The sequence below is a fragment of the Lysinibacillus sp. NPDC097279 genome, from assembly GCF_044761745.1.
GTDB lineage: Bacteria > Bacillota > Bacilli > Bacillales_A > Planococcaceae > Lysinibacillus.
This window is the reverse complement of record NZ_JBIWDA010000005.1, coordinates 84,425-101,265: the sequence shown is the minus strand read 5'-3', so window position 1 is coordinate 101,265 and position 16,841 is coordinate 84,425. Positions and strand designations below refer to the sequence as shown.

Genomic DNA, 16,841 nt, shown 5'->3' with positions numbered 1-16,841 from the left:
AATAGAGGCTTATTGAATACGACCGAAGCCTACTAAGTATTGGTTCCACCAATCAAGTGACTCAATGACTACCCCTTTATTTTGAGCATCAATCATTGTGTTATTGCCAAGGTAAATACCAACATGCGCTACGCCTGAGCCATAGCTGAAGAATACTAAGTCACCAACACGAGCTTCACTTGCTGAAATTCGTTTTGTTGATAAGTATTGTTGTGAAGCTGTACGAGGTAATGATACGCCCGCTTGCTTGTAAGACCATTGTACTAAACCTGAGCAGTCAAAGCCTGTTGTAGGATTACTTCCACCCCAAACATATGAACGACCTAGGAATTGTTTCGCTGTAGATATAGCATCACCTGAAGATGCAGTCCCTGCACCAGATCCAACTATGATTGGTTGTGGTTTGCTAGCACCGTTATTATTACTGCTTGTGCCGTTGTTAGTGTTGTTGTTAACATGCACTACAGGTGTAGCTGCTTGAAGTGCACGTAAACGAGCTGCTTCTTCTTCAGCTGCTTTACGCTCTGCTTCAAGACGTTCTTCTTCTTGTTTCGTTGCAATTTGTGCCTTTAATGCAAGTGATTTTGCTTGGTTTTCAGCTTTTTTCACTTCCATTTCGCTTTCCTTTTGTTGAAGCTCTTGGAATTGTTTTTGAAGCTCTTTTTGTTTCTCGTCTAATGTTGCTTTTTGTTCTTCTAATTTCGCTTTGTCAGCTTCTTGTTGATTTACTAGCTCTTGGTCAGCATCCATTAATGTTTTTACCGCTACGACACGGTCCATTAAATCTGCAAAGCTTTTTGCTTCTAGAACAACGCTTAAGTATACACCCACTGTGTTATCTTGAGCTTGGTATGCAGCCATACGCTCGCTTAAAATAGTTGAACGTTGCTCAATACGTTTTTCAGTTTCAACAATACCTGCATCTACTTCTTTTATATCTGCTTGTACTTGGTTAAATACTTTTACTTTTTGATCAATTTCTTGTTGAAGTTGATCTAACTCTGTTTCTAATTTTTTAACTTCCGCATCAATTTTTGCTTTTTTATCTATCATTTGCTGAGATGTTTCTTCAGCGTGCGCTTCAATCGGTTGAACTGTATTAAATAATAGGCCGCCTGCAAGTGCTACTGCTAGCACCATCGACTTACGCCATTTATTACGCTTACCCATGGGTCTTCATTTCCCTTCATCTATCAATTTCGCTCTTTATTTTCCTATGTAAATACATGAACGATCAATTTAAATTCTTATGTTTTTATTAGCCTTTTAAAGTTTAGCACTATTGCCGTAACTTTTATACTATTTCCGACCGTTTTAATAGTTTAGTAAAACTCGAAATATAATTGTAACATTGTCTTTAAAACGACTTTTTTCTACAAAACGTTAATATAACGCTACAAATTACGTCAAATTTATCTAAATAGTGCATTTCACCTCTGTTATTTGTAATCTTTTTGTAATATAAAAAGGGTAGGGGAAACATCCCCTACCTTAGAATCTAATGATTTCATAGTCTAAACTACTAGTGATTCTATGCCTTTCCACGGACTCACACGTAAGCCGCAGCCCTTGATTGCAAGCGGTTTGTTGACTCCTACGTTCTGTGCGTTTCCAAATACGTCCCGCCATAAGCTCCAAAAAATGAGTACCTCTGTTTGTTAACACTCTAAAGTTGAGGAGACACTCATTACCTCATCGAGCGTAAAGCTTGGATAGATAGTCGTACTAATAAAATTGCACATAAGAACAGTCCTAAATATGCGGCAGTATTTAAATACACGGCGTACGGCTCATGAATGAACTGAGATATTGCTAGCAGTGCAACTGAGATAATACCAAATGTAATGCCGACAAGTAATAGTACGAAACGAGCAAATAGCTGGGTAATGAAACGTGAGTTATGTTCATCTGAAAAAATATCATGATGTAAAATAATTTTTCCGCTTTCTACTCTTTGAATTAGCTGATCAATTCGTCTTGGCATTTTTCGTAAAGTAGGAATCAGCATCGACAGTTCTTCCTGCACTCGATCTTTTGTTGCCATCGGTTCTTTAAATGGTCTTAAAAATGCAGCTCTCATATAGGAAGCAGAAAAATCTTTAGCTTCTGAAAAAATATCAAATTGCGGATCTATGACACGTAAAGTCCCATCTAAAGTGACTAATGATCGAAGCGCTAAACCAACAGAAGGATAGAACGCAAGCCCAAAATCACGTACGACCGTAAACAATGAATGGATTAATTCCTCAGTTGGAATACGATCTACATAAGATATTTTAAGTAATATTTGATCCATTGCCTGTTCTACCCTACTACGCTCTGCATGTTCCTTATTTTCTACTAGCAGCATTAAGCCATCGTATAAAATACTGGAGTCATTTTGTTGAATACCTAATAAAAATAACTTTAAGCCTTCTTGTTGAGTAGCTCCTAGCCGTCCTACAGCTCCAAAATCGAGGAGAATGGGTCCCCCATCCGTCTCATCAATATAAATATTTCCAGGATGCGGATCCGCATGAAATATTCCCGAAAATAGCATTTGTTCAAAAAAGGAATACAAAATTGTTCTTGCGAATTGTCTATGGTCAATATTTAATCGTCTAAATTCGGATGACCCCTCAGCAACACTTTTCCCACGAATATATTCCATTACAATGATGTCTTCATCACAAAACTCTGTATATATTTTAGGGATACGTACTTTATATTCACTTTTGGCAAGAGCATTCGTTACTTGTAAAGTGTTGCGCACTTCAATATCTAAATGAATTTCTTCTCGTAAGCCATCTGCAAATGCACCTGCTAACTCTCGGAAGCCTAACGATTCTGCCCAAGTAGACTTGTTTGAAAACCAATTAGCAAATTCCTCTAAAATATCAAGATCATCCCGCATAATTCCTTTTACTTCTGGACGCAATAGCTTGACCACGACTTCTTCATAATTTTTCAGTCGTGCCTTATGTACTTGTCCAATAGAAGCTGCTGCTAATGGCTCCATTTGAAAGTTTGTAAATACATCATCTACAGACATCGGTAGGGAATCCTCTAAAATCTTTGTAACTTGCTCGTGTGGTAATGGCTTTACACTTTGCTGTAAATGCTTTAACTCATCTATAATAATAGGAGAAAATAATTCTTTACGTGTTGAAAGTACTTGACCAAATTTGATAAATATCCCGCCACATTGCTCTAAAGTAGAGCGCAACGCAATAGCAAGCTCCTTCTCATTTTCCCGCTGTCTTGCATATTTAATTGTTTGCACAATACCGTTTGTAACGGCTATTTTTAGCACCTGACGCAGTCTCTTCTGCTGTCGCCAATAGCTTCGTAGTCTCAACAATATTGTTTTTTGCCCATTACGACGCTCTCCGCCCTTCATCCCTATTGGATCAAAAAGTTCGAATACGAGGTAGAGTAGCATGGAAATAAGCAACATACTACCTATCCAGATAAGCGTGCTCACTTCGGTAACGGTTTGCATCATTGATTCCGATAAAAAATCTCGATGACGCAAATAGGAGTACCAATAAACAAAGGACGTAAGCGTAACACTAATAACAACCGATAGTACTCTTCTGACAAAGTTTATATTTGAGCCTATTAAACGACCACTAACAAAATAAATAATTCCTGCAACAAATATAATTTGAATAAGTAACTTTAAGTAAACCAACTAGCGCCACCTCCCGTTGTTCTTCCTAATACTGCTAATACTGTTAGTATACCAAATTCATGTACTAACTTTCTTTTCCAAACTACTAAAGACAGCAAGATAAGTTGGCGCCATTTCCCTTATTTCTCCTTTACAGATGCATATCAGAACTTCTAAAACGTAAAAATCCACCTCGCTTCCCGATGGCATTTCAAAAGCCGTAGGAATCTAGGTGGATTTTTCACTGACAATATTCAGAATTGTTTTGGTGCCTGTCACTTTTTAATTCGTAGAAAGTACTTGCTCCCAATCAATCGTGCCATTTTTTACTTGGTCTCGTTTCTCTTTGTCCATTAAATCGTTTGGACGACCACCTTTTGGCCAGTCTTTATCATGGTTAGCCCATTCTGGTCGATCCTGCGATAAAATGTAGGCAGCTAAGTCAGCGGCGTCTTGATCAGTTAAAGAACCACCTGCTCCAACTGGCATATTATTTTTAATATAGCCAGCCATTTTAGACATACGTGCCATACCAGCACCATCATTAAAGGAATTATCGCCCCATAATGCTGGACCTGTATTAGCGCCAGTACCAGAACCATCTGCTGCATGACAAGCTATACAAGATTGAGCGTATAATTCTTCACCGTTCGCCACATCTGGAACAGGTATATTTTTCATATTACTTGTGCCTGCCCATTCACGCTCTGCACCAATCGGTACTCCTTGTGAAATATAAGCAAAATAAGCAACCATTGCTTCAAGCTCGTCACTGTTCATTTCAAACTTTTTCCCGTTCATACTCCGTACCATACAGCCATTAATACGTTCTTCAATTGTCACAATTCCTCCAGAACGTGCAATATATTGTGGATAGTTAGCCATAACGCCAACTAATGAAGAGGCTTGTTCATCATAGCCAGCACCAGCATGACAGCTTGTGCAAGATAACTGATTCCCTACATATTCATCCGCAGCAACGTGCGTATTATTTACAAGCTCATAACCATATAAGATAGCTTCTTTCATCGGTCCATCGGGTACTTCTTCAATACTCGGTGGTGCGTAGACTACCTTTTGAGAAGCTGCTGTTGTTGGAATTTGTGTCTGCACTCCCGCTTCTTGTGTCTCACCATTCGCATCACCTAAAATTTTTTCACTGATTGCTGCCCCAACAAAAAGTGTAGCGGCTAATAAGACTGTTCCCGCTATACCAGTAGCAATTTTCTTCATTACCAATACCCCCTTTGAATGTTAATTTTATTCTAGCAAGATAATATATGGCACGATGTGACTTTTCTCACACTTCACAGTAATAGAACCATAAAGACGATAAAAATGGAATTATTATACAAAACATATTGTTCTATAACAATAAAAGCAATCCTTAATACCTCTTGAAGTACCCTATAGTTTCTGCTAAAACAGTGCTGACTTTATAACAAAAACCACTGTTCTAGGTAGAAAAAACAAAAATAGTATGCCAAGAAACACCTGGCATACTATACGTTAAGTATTCATAAAATTCAAAATCGTTTCGGTGCCTGACACCTAATTTAAAGTTGGTTTAATGCCTGCAATTTCTGCCGCTTGATGCAGTGTACGCACAAATACTTCATTTGGCTCAGCACCTTTAATACCGTAACGATTTTCAAAGACAAAGAACGGTACGCTTTGCACGCCAATCTGTTGGGCATCATAGCGGTCTTTATCCAACTCTTCCATAAAAGCTTGTGGATTTGCCAACACCTCTTTAGCTGTAGCAACATTCAAGTTTAATTTTTTTATAACCGCTAATAATACTGCCTTATCATTTAAATCTTTACCTTCTATTAAATGAGCAGCCATTAACGCTTCAATAAATGCCGCTTCTTTACCGAATTGTTTCGTCCATTTTGCTAGTCGATGGGCGTTTTCGGTATGCACTTTTTTCATTTCAGCAAAATTATAAGGAAGATCCACTTCTTTAGCTCGTTCTATAATGCCAGCCATCATTTGTTGAGCTTCTTCAAATGTTACGTTTTGGTGCGCCATGACATAATCATAATAATTTTGACCTACCTCTTTGGATGCGGACGGATCAATTTGGTAAGATTTAAATTCGATGTCTACTTGACCTGTATATCCAGCCTCTTTTATCGCACGCTCTAATTCCCTTTTTGCGATATAACAAAATGGACATGAGAAATCTGAAAACACTTCTATTTTCATTGTACCCTCCCCCCCTCCTATAAAATATCCATCCAAATTTTCAATGCAGTAGCTAAAATGAGGACAGCTAATATACTTTGTAATACTTTTGTATTCAAGCTTTTACCAGCCTTTGCCCCTAGTGGTGCAGCTATTAAACTAGCTACAATCATTATGGCTGCTGGATAATAATCGACTTGGCCTGTTATTAGCTTTCCTGTTGTCCCCCCAACAGAGGAGATGAACGTAATGGCTAAACTTGTAGCAATCGTCATACGTGTTGGAATTTTTAATACAACAAGCATGATCGGTACAAGCAGAAATCCACCAGCTGCTCCCACAATGCCAGAACCAATACCAACTATAAACGCTAGAATAGCTGCTAACGTCTTATTAAATGTAACTTCATTTAATGGCTTCTCATCTATTTGCTTTTTAGGAATAAACATCATAATCGCCGCAATGAGTGCCAATATGCCATAAACAATGTTGACGCCTGACTCCGACAAATATTGCGAACCAAAGCTACCAACAAAGCTGCCAGCTAATATGGCTCCGCCCATATAAATAATAAGTGATTTATTTAAATAGCCGCCCTTACGATATGCCCATACGCCCGCAATTGAGGCAAACAATACTTCTACCGCACTAATACCCGATACCTCATGGGCAGTGAATGCAGTAAATCCAAGTAAAGAGGGAATATACAGAAGCATAGGATATTTAATAATGGCTCCGCCGATACCTAGCATACCCGATACAAAAGAACCTACAAAGCCAATTATAAATATAGTTATTACCCACGAGATAGTCATTCATTTTCCTTCTTTCAAGTCTTTTACACCTGTGTCCTCTATAAAGAACGAGGCATAAGGCAAAGATCCACATGAATTGTAGCATGAGAGGAAAGGTGAGTGTCCTCATTTGAACACTCACCCTTGCTCGCCCTACGCTTTTTGAATAAAGAATGTAATGACGCCAGCATCTTCCGATTTATTTAAAATCGTGTGACCTCCAGCTTTAGCCCATGCAGGAATATCTGCTAAAGCTCCTTTATCCGTTACTTGTACTTCTAAAACCTCACCTGAATTCAGTGTATCAATAGCTTTTTTCGTTTTCACGATAGGCATCGGGCAAGATAAGCCCTTTGCATCTAATTGTAAGTTTGCGTTCATGTTAATCTCCTTTTAAATTGTGTGAAAATTGTCTGGGTGACTGGCACTCTATCTAACTGCGCAGCGGTTCGGGCCGATTTCCATTTCTGTTTGTTCCTCTAATGCTGGAGTTATTTTCCCCATATTTACTTGGCGAATTTCCTGATATGCATTTGGTTGAGGTGGTAAATTATTAGTTACAATGCTGCGGAATGTCTCATCATCTTCAATATTTAGTCCGTGATTTTGCGCAAATAATTCACCTAGACGCTTCGCTACTGTACCATCTTCATTTAATTCATCAATAATCATAAAATGGGCTGGTAGCACAACTAAATCATCCGATAATTCGCGGTATCGCTTATACAGCGTTTCTCGTAAATCACCAACCCAATCTTCTGCAAGTCCCGCCAAATCAGGGCGACCAATTGAATCGATAAATAAAATGTCACCAGTCAATAAATATTTGCTATCAACCACAAACGACGTTGAGCCAATAGTATGACCTGGTGAATAAAGTGCTCCTACATCAATTTTTGATGCACCAATTTGCACTGTAGTGCCATCTACTAAAGGCGTATAATCAAAGACGACCTCTTCCGCATCCTTCGGCGGTAAGTAATACGCAGCACCTGTAGCGGCTGCAATATGACGACCACCTGAAATATGATCAGCGTGCAAGTGCGTATCAAAGACATGTTTAATGTGTACGTTTTTCTCTTTTGCAAAGTTCGTAAATACATCCGTGAAACGCACAGCATCAATAATCGCTGCTTCACCTTCTGAAATAACCATATACGATAGGCAGCCTTTACCTAAACGGACGAACTGGTATAACTCGCCCCCACCTGTTAAGTCACCCACTTTAATTGGTTCTAAATATTCGCTCCACGTCTTCATACCACCCTCTAAAAACGCAACTGAACGTCCAGCATCTGAAAGCATCTCTGCTACCATCATCGATGAACCTTCCTTTGCACAAACAACTAATATATCTTTGCTTGTAGGAATTTTAGGTAAAATTTCTTCCACTCCATCTAATAGCTCAAAATACGGAATATTAAGGTACTCAAATTTATGCCCTTCAATTTTCCAATCTGCAAAAGCATCTGCATTACGCACATCCAAAATAAATAAATCATCATTGTCGATTACTTTTTTCGCTACATCAGCAGCGCTCCATTTGAATACTGACACTTTTTTACCCCCTACGGTATTATTGTTATTATTTTTTTAGCGGAAAGGATATACCTCTCCGCTTTTCGTTTCATTTTGTCAAATCATATTTTTTCTGAGCCCGCTAGAATAACTACTTTCCCAATCAATCCGCGGACTTTAACTTGCATCAGCTATGATGAGTTTTGTGCATAATCCACGCTCATCTTAAACAACTTAAAACGTTAATGATGGTGCTGCATCTTTAGCAAATTCTAAAAATGTTACTGCTCCTCCAACTTCAATACCGTCTACGAAATCCTCAATCGTTAAGCCCATAACATCCATCGTCATTTGACATGCTATAAATTTCACACCTAATTCTTGCGCCATTTCCACTAATTGTGGAATTGCAGGTACATTTACTTTAGCAAATCCTTCAGCAAAATGCTCTGTTCCAGCAGGCATTGGCAAAGCTTGCATCCCTTGCTTATGAATTAAATTTAACCCTTCAAATGTGAAGAAGATCGCTACTTCTTTGTCAGAAGCCGCCGCTGCTGTTGCGATATTAAACACCTTATACGCATCAAAAAGACCACCGTTACTAGCAATAATTGCTACTTTGTTTGACATAATAAATTCCTCCAATTTAAATAGTTTTGAATAATTCGCCCGTCCAAGAAGTCATACCAGGTAGGACGTTAAATACTTTTGTAAAACCATTTGCCACAAGTTTTTGCGCGGCTAAATCGCTACGCGCTCCTGTACGACAAATCACATAAATTTCTCGTTCTTTATCTAGCTCAGAAAGGCGTGCTTCAAGCTCACCCATCGGAATTGATTTAGCACCTTCAATATGACCGAAAGCAAACTCCGCTTCCTCGCGCACATCAAGGATAAGCCCATCTCTCCCTTGAATTTGCTGTAGCTCAATTGTGGATGCAAACGTTTTTTCATCAACTGCATCTTGTGCACATTTACGTATATAATGCTTTAGCACCGCATCCTCATCTATCGTTCCAATATACTGATGCCCAACAGAATCAGCCCAAGCAGCTATATCTGCTTTCGAACCTTTATCCGTTGCGGACACTTCTAAAATTTGACCATCTGCTAATTCCATCATCGCCTTTTTCGTTTTTACGATTGGCATTGGACAAGATAGCCCTTTCGCATCTAGCTGAAAATCTGCTTTAATAGCCATAATTTCCTCCTCATACCTATAAGGGTATTATTTTTGATAAAAAAATATAGCGTAGGGCACTACATAACCCTTACTATAACCCTTCACTGAACTTCACCTTCCCACGCAAGCATGCCACCAACCATATTCGTCACATCGAAGCCTTGGCTTACTAAAAATTGCGTAGCACGACCACTACGTGCACCTGAGCGGCACACCATAATATATGATTCGTTTTTATTTAACTCGTGCATACGAAACTCAAGTAAGCCTAGTGGGATGTGAATAATACTTGGGATATGTCCCGCTTGCACTTCGTCTACTTCACGTACGTCGATTAACTTTAATGTTTTACCTTGTGCTAAAGCTTCTTGAACTTCGATTGCTGCTATTTCTTTCACCATTATTTCCTCCTAATAAGCGCTCATGCCACCACGGACATTAGTTACACGCTCATATCCTAGTTTTTTCAGTTGCTTGCACGCCTGACTACTACGCATACCACTTTGACAAATAACAACTACTTCTTTGTCCTTCGGTAATTTATCAAATCCAGAGCCTAAGGGAATATTTTTAAATTGTGGAATGTTTCGACCTTTGTACTCAGCAGGTGTTCGCACATCAATAAATACTTTGTCCTTATCATTTAGCATATTTTTTAATTGTGCTGTTGATATTGACTGCACCCCTTTCGCTGGCTTCATACGCCAAACTAAAAACCCAATAACAATAGCAATAAAAATCCATGTTTCCACGTAATACGACCTCCTATCTATATACTATAAAGGGTATATTAAAATCATCTGCTTTTCACAACTAAATCCATCGCTTCTTGGATGGCCGTATTCATCTTCTCTGAATCTCCATCAGCAGTCGTTACACAATCTAACAGGTTCTCACTGACAATAACCCCTATCGTCCGATCAACTGCAGAACGTACGGCAGATAGCTGTGTAATCACATCTTTACAGTTTTGTCCTTCTTCCATCATGCGTAAAATCCCACGCAATTGGCCTTCCATTCGTTTTATACGATTGGCTGTTTTAGCATCGTACGCCATTATGTGAACGTCTCCTTTCAACCTTAGTAATTCATCTTGCTTACGTGCTTTATATTATACCCCTATAGGTATAATGTCAACATGAAAGATTTAAATATTTATTTTCTAACTTTATTCCATAAAAAAACTCTGTTATAAGTGCACAAAATGCGACTTATAACAGAGTTAATAAAATTATTAGTTTGCTATTTGCATTGCTGGACCAAAGAATTCATAGTGAATTTTTTCATCTTTAACGCCGAGTTCATGGAGATTTTTAATTACTGCCTCCATAAAGCCACTCGGACCACAAATATAAACATCTGTATTGTTCGTTACTTGCTCAGCTAATAAATCTTTTGTCAGTAACTTGTTCTCATCCGAATAAAGGGCAGTATACGATGCATTCGGAAGCGCATTTACTTTAGCTTTAATATCATCACTGAAAGCTACTACATTTTCATTGCGAGCACATTGAATGAAATTCACTTCGTTAGCTGCATTATCTTTTAATGATTGTAGCATACTGTTTAATGGTGTTACGCCAATACCACCACTAACAAATGTAATTGGCGCCGCGCTCTCATGCAGCACAAATAATCCTGCAGGTACACTTACATCTACTAAATCTCCAACTTGTAATGCATTATGAATAAAGTTAGATACTTTACCGTTCGGAGTATGCTCACTTTCACGTTTTACTGAAATACGATAGCCGTCCTCTGCACTAGCTTGTGAAAGCGTATATTGGCGGTTTAATAAATATTCTTCCCCAGGTACTTTCACACGGATGCTAATATATTGGCCAGGTTCGTATGCTGGAAGTGGTGAGCCATCTTCGTTTACAAAGTAAATTGAAGTAACAAGATCACTCTCAACTTCTTTTTTCGCTACTTTTAAAGGTTTAAATAAACGCCATCCACCATCATTTTCAGCTTTTTGATATAGCTCCTCTTCTACTTGAATGAATACATCTGCAATGACGCCATACGCTTCAGCCCATGCATTAATTATTTCATCTGTAGCTGCATCACCTAAAACTTCTTTAATTGCTTTTAATAAGAACTCACCCACGATTGGGTAATGCTCTGGTAAGATGCCTAAACTACGGTGTTTATGAGCTATTAACATTACTGCTGGTAAAATTGCTTCTAAGTTTTCAATATGAACTGCCGCTGCATAAACTGTATTCGCTAGCGCAGTTTGTTGACGACCTTTTTCTTGGTTTGTGTGGTTAAAAATATTTAGTAATTCTGGATGAGCTTGAAACAAATTTTTATAGAACGTCTTCGTAATTTCTACCCCATGAACTTCCAATACGGGTACTGTTGCTTTAATAATTTGTACTGTTTCTTGTTTTAACATATCGCATACCATCCTTTCGTGATTACAATATAACGCTTTCATTTCCTTAAAGCAATATTCTAAATACATCTTTAACAAAATAGACATATTTGATGTATTTTAAATACATCTTTTAAAAAAGTAATGAAATACTATAAATTATTGTAGAAATGATATAATTATTATAGTGAACTATATAGAAAGTAGGGTGTTCCAATGCGATTAACTTTATACACAGATTACTCCCTTCGGACACTCATATATCTAGGAGCGAAAGAAGAGGGCCAGCTCTCTACCATTCAAGAAATTTCAGATGCCTATAATATATCAAAAAACCATTTAATGAAGGTGACACACCAATTAGGGCTACTTGGTTACATCGAAACAATTCGGGGAAGAGGCGGCGGTATTCGTTTAGCAATTGACCCTAAATCAATTACTATTGGTGAAATCGTGCGCCATACAGAAGAAGATTTTCACCTTGTTGAATGCTTCGACAAAGAAAATAACTTATGTAAAATTGCACCTGAATGTCAATTAAAAGGTGTTCTATATGAAGCTTTACAAGCATATATGGCTGTCCTTGATCGATACACCCTTGATGATTTTTTACATTCAAAGGAGAAATTAATGGCTTTATTATTCGGCAAATAAAAATACCCGCTCAACAACTGTTGGTCGGGTATTTCTTTATAGGCAATATCTTTTATAAAGCTTTTGAAAAGATAATCATGTCCAATGCGCGTATACCATTTTCATAAATTGGTTGCGGATAATTACTGAAAAAATCTTTCTGTATAGCTTCCATACGAAAACCCGATTTTTGATAAAAAGCAATGTTATCAATACTCGAATTTGCTGTGCCTACTAAAATATTTTTAAAATCTTGTGCTGCACAGACCGCATAAATTTTGTTCAACACTTCCTTACCGATACCTTTACCTTGAAATTCTGGCACAACAGCTATATTTTTTAATTCTACTGTCGTATTAGACTGTGCAATAAGCAATGCGACACCCGCTAATTTCTCACCACATTTAATGGCGTATAATTCACCGTCATTCATATATTCACGAACGGCAACTTCACTTTCATCTGCTAGTAGTAGATAGGGCATATAGCTTTCTCGGTCACCCTGCACCTTTTCAATAGATGTGTAATATCGAACAAAATCCTCGCGTTCAAAAACATTTAATACACAAGGTTGCTTTTCCTTCATTTCTAACCATGAATGTTCCTGAGGAAATTCCTTTTCTACATTAATACGGATAAAAGGTAACTTTTCTTGTGCCTTTTGTGAGCGAATATTGACCTTTCTAGCACCCGCGAAAACTCGTTCTAGCCCTAAGTCAAAAAAAGCGATTTCTAAAATTGCCTTTTTCGCTTCCTCATTATAGCCTTGACCCCAAAACTCGTGACCTAACCAAGACCCAATATGACAGTTTTTATTTTCACGGTCTATAAACATTAATGCTGTTACGCCTATTAGTCGTCCTTCCTCATTTAGCACAACTCGAGGGACACTTTTGCCCTCTTCCTCGTCAACACTTTCGCGTTTTATAAAGTTAATGGTATCTTCTACTTTCCCAGCAGGTAACCCAAGAGCATCCCGAACCTGAGGCATTGAAGACAATGCATGCATTGCTTCAGCATATTTAATGTCATGCTTCACTAAAGTTACTGCCATACTCTTTTCTCCTTTTTATGCAATTAAGCTTTACTATACCAAACATGCATAGGATTTTTACCTTCATCCTCTACTGGCATATGAATCATTCGAAACTCGCGTTCTTCATCAATTTTCTGTAAATCTGCATAGACTTCGCTTGAGCGTCCTAAACCTACTGCAATAGCATCAGCTAATGAATTAGCAAAATAAGCCTTATCCACGCCAGCCATCGCCATCGCACCAAAGCACATTGGGCAAGGCGCCCCACTTGCATACATCACCGTTCCGCGTAAATCTATAGAGCCTAACTTTTCTTGTGCGCGTCTTAAAGCAAGTAGCTCGGCATGACCCGTACTATCTGGTCGTAGGTGCAGTTCATTGACACCTTCACCAATGATTTCATTATCCTTTACTAGAACAGCGCCAAATGGTTGACCGCCTTGTGCTATATTTTGAAGAGCTAGCTCCACTGCTCGCGCCATCCATTGGTTCATTTATACTCCCCCTAAAATTTAATTATACGTAAGTTGCCACGATACACCGAAACGATCCTGAATCCAAGAAAACTGCTTAGAGAAGCCGTAATTATCCAATGGCATTAATGCTTGACCACCATCTAATATTTGCTCAGTAAGACTTTTAATTTCTTCCTGCGTCTCACACTCTAAAAAGATTGATATCGCTGGAGTAAATGAAAAATTATGTTTAATTGGACTGTCATTCAACTTAATCTTCATTCCTTTTAACACGATTTCAGCCATCGCAATCTGTTGTGTATTTTCTACATATGTTAAGCTTTCAACAGATAATTCTGGAAACCATTGCTTGTATTGCTCCAAGGCATTATGAGCTTGTCCCTGAAACATTAAAAATGTCGTCGCACTTTTCATTTAGTCAATTCTCCTTCATATCTATTAATCCATTCCCCTGGAGTCATTTTTGAAACGAGCTCTCCTAGCAAATCAAAGGGAATATTTTTCGTACTAGAGAAACGAATACAACTTTTCCCCATATTTAATTTTGTTGGCACTCGCTTTGCATACTCTTCCTGAAACCAAGACAATAAATTAGCATCTGCATAAATCCCCATATGATAAACGGCTATATGTCGCTTCTGCGCTGCCAAGCTAATAAATGGTAGCGGTGTATTAGGTGTTACATGATACCCCTTTGGATATAAAGATAACGGTACTACATAACTTATCATGTCGTAATTCATTGTTTGTTCAAAGCCAGCAGGGATATTCGTTGCTATTACATCTGCAAGCTTGGCGAAGCTATCACGCCACTTTTCATCTACCTGTTCAATATATGCCTCCATCATTTCCACCCCACTCTTATTAAAAATGTGTTATTAAACGATTTAAAAATATTCCTTAATAGTAGTATGAAGCTTATTTATTAGCAATAGTGTAAGCACCTTTATTACAACAATCGACAAAAGTTTTAAGAACTAACGCCTACATCTGGAAATTCCCCTATACTTGGCCCTCTGCTTTCGCTTTTCGATAGTGCTCCTTCGTCTTAAAGCCAGCCCTTGTAAGTTCACGCATCTCCATTAAACGTGCTAGCTGTGTTTCTTGCTTTTTCGCACTATAAATGTAGCGAGCCCAATCCTTTTGATAGCCTGGTGTTAATGCATCATAAAAGGCTACATCAATTGGATTTTCTGCAAGTTCACCTCGCAATAAAGGAACCATACTTTCGTAGTCACCTACACATTGACTACTTGCTGTCTTTTTCTTCCCTCTTCCCTTTGCATCTCGTTTAATGCATACAATAGAAAACGTATCATCCAATGACATCAAACTTGAAAATTTATAGTCACTCCCAGCAATATATTTCGCCTCGTCCACCTGAATGGCTGGGAAAATATCGTCTCGATGAATATACTCTTTATATTTTTTATTATTTTTTTTCGGATAAACAAAAAATAAATAGCCTTGCTCTGCCAACAAGTTCTGTTTAAGCGTGCTTTTTAAATACGTTAACAGTTCATCAATTGTAAACACAAAAGATATCATACGGTCGTAAGGTGCGTGTCCTACAGCCGAAATCCCCTCTAATAGCATATTGTCTGGCAAATGATGAATTGTAATAGAGAGTCCATCCTTTAATTTAAATTTCTTCTGCATTATTTCAGCACCCTTCTGTACTTATTTACACTAAATTTATCACAAAATATTTACTTCAACGCTAATTCCATGCCCACATATCATAGACAAAAAACGCTTGAACAATTTCTCGAGCGTTCTCACCTTTTAATCATTTCCAGATTGCATTTTATAGTTTCTATAAACCATTCCATTTGTTTTAGTCATGCCGAATTTTTCATAGTAAGGTACGAGGTCATCATCACAGCATAAGTCGATCATATAAAGATGATCGAGTTCTTTCAACATTCGTCTTACTAACTCCTTGCCAATACCTTTGTTTTTATATTGTGGTAATATCTCGAGTAATGGAATGTAAGCAGACAAAACGCCATCACTTATCGCAGTAATAAACCCTATTACTTCATTTGTATTTTCATCAATCGCCAAAATGAATTTACTGCTGTTCTCCAGCAAGCGTAAATGTGTTTGTGGATTAGGTGCACTCGGCCAACCTACAAAAAAACCTTTTAACATATTTGAAGAAATACCTTCTAGTGAATTTTTATAAATCATTCTCTATCAACTCCTAATTTATTTAGTTATTAGATAGTTGCTAGAAATCAAAAGAATAGTAGCAAAATGCGACCTCCTGTATTTGTAATGATCTAAGTTATTCTTCTTTCGTTTTCAATTCCCTGCCGATTACTTAATTTTCGATGCAGCAATTAAGCCTTTAGCGAGTGGAATACCTGTGCCAATGAGTACAAGGGGCAAGAACCACCATCCTAATCCATCTGTCTTCCCTAATGCAACAAGGACCATTTCACAAGAAATGACTGCAAATAACATTAAGCAAAAGTTTTTCATTTCATTACATAATTTACGACTATTTAAATAAAATGCCTGAACGTTATCCTCATTTAAGCGCGCTGGATAATTGTGCATATGTGGTGCCTTCTCAATAAGTCCTAGAAATATCCATAAAAAAATGCCGATACCTGGTAAAATGAACAATTCTATTTTCGATCCCCATCGATCCACCTCTCCCGCACCATTAAAATGTGCTGGAATTTCTTCAGGTAGGGCGCTCCACTGAGAAATAATAAATATGATGGAGACAATAAATAATCCGCCACCAATGACGTCCAAAATTTTTTCATACCTCGTTTTCGGTAATTTTATAACGGGTCTATACATTGCTCCACATCCTCGTTTATCGTTAATTGTATTTACGTAACTTCCAGCAATTAGGTTTCAAAATTGCCTTTTTTATCATGTCATTTAGTTGCTTCTTCATAGGTAAAGACATAATAGATAGTGCAAAAAATTCCACCTTTACAAACCCATCCTGTAACTAAA

General features: G+C 37.9%; 21 protein-coding genes. 1 reads left to right on the top strand and 20 read right to left on the bottom strand.

All coding sequences use genetic code 11. From position 1 onward, the window contains the following. Positions 1–9: 9 nt before the first annotated feature. From ACIQ1H_RS18400 to hmpA, 13 genes are all read right to left on the bottom strand, one after another. Positions 10–1,170, bottom strand: coding sequence for a C40 family peptidase (locus ACIQ1H_RS18400; protein ID WP_402890782.1), 1,161 nt, complete (start codon positions 1,168–1,170; stop codon positions 10–12). A 517-nt stretch (positions 1,171–1,687) separates the two neighbouring features. Continuing rightward, a complete protein-coding gene (locus ACIQ1H_RS18395) occupies positions 1,688–3,673 on the bottom strand; it encodes an ABC1 kinase family protein (RefSeq protein ID WP_402890780.1) in 1,986 nt (661 codons plus the stop codon). A 261-nt stretch (positions 3,674–3,934) separates the two neighbouring features. Then, a complete protein-coding gene (locus ACIQ1H_RS18390) occupies positions 3,935–4,885 on the bottom strand; it encodes a c-type cytochrome (protein ID WP_402890777.1) in 951 nt (316 codons plus the stop codon). A gap of 318 nt (positions 4,886–5,203) precedes the next feature. Further along, positions 5,204–5,863: a DsbA family oxidoreductase gene (locus tag ACIQ1H_RS18385; RefSeq protein ID WP_402890774.1), complete on the bottom strand. Its 660-nt coding sequence runs from the start codon at positions 5,861–5,863 to the stop codon at positions 5,204–5,206. Between the two features lie 17 nt (positions 5,864–5,880). Further along, positions 5,881–6,657 carry a sulfite exporter TauE/SafE family protein gene (locus tag ACIQ1H_RS18380; RefSeq protein ID WP_402890771.1) on the bottom strand — a complete coding sequence of 259 codons (777 nt, stop codon included), beginning with the start codon at positions 6,655–6,657 and terminating at the stop codon, positions 5,881–5,883. 132 nt (positions 6,658–6,789) lie between these two features. After that, positions 6,790–7,017, bottom strand: coding sequence for a sulfurtransferase TusA family protein (locus tag ACIQ1H_RS18375; RefSeq protein ID WP_139859396.1), 228 nt, complete (start codon positions 7,015–7,017; stop codon positions 6,790–6,792). Positions 7,018–7,065: 48 nt separating this feature from the next. Continuing rightward, complete coding sequence (locus tag ACIQ1H_RS18370) at positions 7,066–8,193, bottom strand: MBL fold metallo-hydrolase (RefSeq protein WP_402890769.1); 1,128 nt, start codon at positions 8,191–8,193, stop codon at positions 7,066–7,068. A gap of 195 nt (positions 8,194–8,388) precedes the next feature. Next, positions 8,389–8,784 carry a DsrE/DsrF/DrsH-like family protein gene (locus tag ACIQ1H_RS18365; RefSeq protein WP_402890767.1) on the bottom strand — a complete coding sequence of 132 codons (396 nt, stop codon included), beginning with the start codon at positions 8,782–8,784 and terminating at the stop codon, positions 8,389–8,391. Positions 8,785–8,800: 16 nt separating this feature from the next. Continuing rightward, the gene (locus tag ACIQ1H_RS18360) at positions 8,801–9,355 is read right to left on the bottom strand and encodes a sulfurtransferase TusA family protein (protein ID WP_402890765.1); all 555 of its coding nucleotides are present in this window, start codon (positions 9,353–9,355) and stop codon (positions 8,801–8,803) included. An 83-nt stretch (positions 9,356–9,438) separates the two neighbouring features. Further along, positions 9,439–9,735, bottom strand: a complete 297-nt coding sequence (locus ACIQ1H_RS18355; RefSeq protein WP_483869772.1) for a rhodanese-like domain-containing protein — start codon at positions 9,733–9,735, stop codon at positions 9,439–9,441. Positions 9,736–9,747: 12 nt separating this feature from the next. Then, on the bottom strand, positions 9,748–10,089 hold the full coding sequence (locus ACIQ1H_RS18350; RefSeq protein WP_402890759.1) for a rhodanese-like domain-containing protein: 342 nt from the start codon (positions 10,087–10,089) through the stop codon (positions 9,748–9,750). Positions 10,090–10,133: 44 nt separating this feature from the next. Further along, complete coding sequence (locus tag ACIQ1H_RS18345; protein ID WP_173479334.1) at positions 10,134–10,394, bottom strand: metal-sensitive transcriptional regulator; 261 nt, start codon at positions 10,392–10,394, stop codon at positions 10,134–10,136. 177 nt (positions 10,395–10,571) lie between these two features. Further along, positions 10,572–11,738, bottom strand: coding sequence for an NO-inducible flavohemoprotein (gene hmpA / locus ACIQ1H_RS18340; RefSeq protein ID WP_173479333.1), 1,167 nt, complete (start codon positions 11,736–11,738; stop codon positions 10,572–10,574). A 195-nt stretch (positions 11,739–11,933) separates the two neighbouring features. Here hmpA and ACIQ1H_RS18335 point away from each other — a divergent pair, with 195 nt between their 5' ends. Next, positions 11,934–12,371 carry an Rrf2 family transcriptional regulator gene (locus tag ACIQ1H_RS18335; protein WP_139860024.1) on the top strand — a complete coding sequence of 146 codons (438 nt, stop codon included), beginning with the start codon at positions 11,934–11,936 and terminating at the stop codon, positions 12,369–12,371. A gap of 52 nt (positions 12,372–12,423) precedes the next feature. Here the strand turns inward: ACIQ1H_RS18335 and ACIQ1H_RS18330 are convergent, their stop codons facing one another. The 7 genes from ACIQ1H_RS18330 to ACIQ1H_RS18300 all read right to left on the bottom strand — a co-directional run bounded on the left by ACIQ1H_RS18330 (position 12,424) and on the right by ACIQ1H_RS18300 (position 16,679). Then, positions 12,424–13,404: a GNAT family N-acetyltransferase gene (locus ACIQ1H_RS18330; RefSeq protein ID WP_402890754.1), complete on the bottom strand. Its 981-nt coding sequence runs from the start codon at positions 13,402–13,404 to the stop codon at positions 12,424–12,426. A 23-nt stretch (positions 13,405–13,427) separates the two neighbouring features. Next, positions 13,428–13,880, bottom strand: coding sequence for a nucleoside deaminase (locus tag ACIQ1H_RS18325; RefSeq protein ID WP_402890751.1), 453 nt, complete (start codon positions 13,878–13,880; stop codon positions 13,428–13,430). Between the two features lie 18 nt (positions 13,881–13,898). Continuing rightward, positions 13,899–14,276, bottom strand: a complete 378-nt coding sequence (locus ACIQ1H_RS18320; protein WP_173479332.1) for a VOC family protein — start codon at positions 14,274–14,276, stop codon at positions 13,899–13,901. Next, positions 14,273–14,710: a DUF1801 domain-containing protein gene (locus tag ACIQ1H_RS18315; RefSeq protein WP_402890748.1), complete on the bottom strand. Its 438-nt coding sequence runs from the start codon at positions 14,708–14,710 to the stop codon at positions 14,273–14,275. The genes ACIQ1H_RS18320 and ACIQ1H_RS18315 overlap by 4 nt, the downstream gene beginning before the upstream one ends. 154 nt (positions 14,711–14,864) lie before the next feature. Continuing rightward, the gene (locus ACIQ1H_RS18310; RefSeq protein WP_402890746.1) at positions 14,865–15,521 is read right to left on the bottom strand and encodes a YdeI/OmpD-associated family protein; all 657 of its coding nucleotides are present in this window, start codon (positions 15,519–15,521) and stop codon (positions 14,865–14,867) included. A gap of 126 nt (positions 15,522–15,647) precedes the next feature. Beyond that, on the bottom strand, positions 15,648–16,055 hold the full coding sequence (locus tag ACIQ1H_RS18305) for a GNAT family N-acetyltransferase (RefSeq protein WP_402890744.1): 408 nt from the start codon (positions 16,053–16,055) through the stop codon (positions 15,648–15,650). Between the two features lie 129 nt (positions 16,056–16,184). After that, positions 16,185–16,679, bottom strand: coding sequence for an SdpI family protein (locus ACIQ1H_RS18300; RefSeq protein WP_402890741.1), 495 nt, complete (start codon positions 16,677–16,679; stop codon positions 16,185–16,187). Between the last annotated feature and the right edge of the window lie 162 nt (positions 16,680–16,841).